This window comes from Saccharicrinis sp. GN24d3, from assembly GCF_052400645.1.
Classification (GTDB): domain Bacteria; phylum Bacteroidota; class Bacteroidia; order Bacteroidales; family Marinilabiliaceae; genus Saccharicrinis.
Genome location: NZ_JBQTGI010000074.1, coordinates 1 through 1543, shown reverse-complemented (window position 1 = coordinate 1543; position 1543 = coordinate 1). Strand labels below are relative to the sequence as shown.

The following is a 1543-nucleotide window of genomic DNA, read 5'->3' as shown; positions in this document are numbered from 1 at the left end:
TAAAATAACTGATTATATATGCGGTATAGAAACCATAATCGAAATAATAAAGTCATTACGGTCTCTATATCCAAGTTAGCTCGCAGTGTAAAGAGCATCACACTAAAGAATATAAATAAACCAAGGCAAACAAATTTAATCGAATGAAGAGAATAATTTTATTATTAGTAGTTATTTGCATAGCAAATTTAAAATCATACGGACAAGAAAGCGAACGAAATACTGGAATTACTTTTGGGCTTGAGTATAGATATTCAGCATTTACTAGTGGAGAAATGGAATGGGACAATGAATATAAAAGTTCATTATATTCAAATGCCAACGGAATGAGTTTACGTGTATACTTAGGGTATTACCTTACTAAAAATTTCAATTTAAACGTGGGATTTGGTCTAGATAGGTACAATAACCCAGGTTCTAATACCGCCCCACTAGTACTTCAAGGAAAATACTTCTTCGATAACAAATTAAAAGACTTTTATTTATTTGCCGAAGGTGGACCATTACTTGATTTATCACCAGCAGGAAGTATGGACAAAGGTCAAACATATGGAACAGGAATTGGCAAGACATTTAAACTGTCCCATATTCTAAAAATTTCTACTAGTATCGGATATTGCTATCAAAATTCATCTAATGACTATTTCGGAGAAAAATTTAAAAGAAATAGTATGATTATAGGAGTTGGTTTATATTTTTAAAAGAAACACCGACGAGCTAACAATGCGTCATAAGTAATGCGGAGTTAGCTGTATTTATCACGTCTGTAAGGTTTTGGAGCTCCGCCAAATCTACGATTTGACGAGCAATAATAAATTGAAAATTAGCTGTAAAATCGTAGTTTTGGCTAAGTGATTTTTTGAAGTAGTTGTGGGTTAAATTCCGCACTACTCATACGCGTAACGTCAGACTGTCTAAAAACCAGACCTCCTGTTGATAACGGTTCATAACTACTGCGCATAAAGCTAGAAGAAGAAGCTGTTGTTTTGTATCTTATAGGTATGAAATTCATACAAGGACAAAAGCCGGGAGCAGACCCACCTTTTCCCGGTTTCATTAGAACAGGCCATAGGCCCTGGCAATGAGGTACGCATAATAGATTTATTTGTAGATAGTATTGATCTGTGCAAGATGGGATTTGATGTTTGTTTTGTTGAAAACGGGAGACCGGCTTACCATCCGTCCGACCTGTTAAAACTCTACATTTATGGTTACATGAACCGCATCCGTTCGTCGCGAGGGCTAGAAAAGGAAAGTAAACGTAATATCGAGGTGATGTGGCTTATCAGGTCCCTGTCGCCCGACCACAACACCATTTCGAATTTCAGGAAGGACAACCCCAAAGCCATAAAAAGAGTATTCAGGGAAACAGTACGCATAGCCCGTAATTTCGAACTTATTGGAGGCAAGCTACTGGCCGGCGACAGCACAAAACTGCGTGCACAGAACAGTAAGAAAAACAATTTCAACCAAAAGAAAATAGACCGTCATATCGATTATATCGAGAACAAGATAGACGAGCACAACAAGGCTATTGCTGAAA

Annotated in this window: 2 protein-coding genes; both read left to right on the top strand. The window is 37.0% G+C overall.

Going from position 1 to position 1543, the window contains the following annotated elements:
• The first annotated feature begins 143 nt into the window (after positions 1 to 143).
• Positions 144 to 701 (top strand): hypothetical protein, encoded by a 558-nt coding sequence (locus ACT29I_RS25650; RefSeq protein WP_444794857.1) that lies wholly within the window; start codon positions 144 to 146, stop codon positions 699 to 701.
• A 430-nt stretch (positions 702 to 1131) separates the two neighbouring features.
• A partial coding sequence (locus tag ACT29I_RS25645; RefSeq protein ID WP_444794856.1) for a transposase occupies positions 1132 to 1543 on the top strand: 412 nt, incomplete at its 3' end.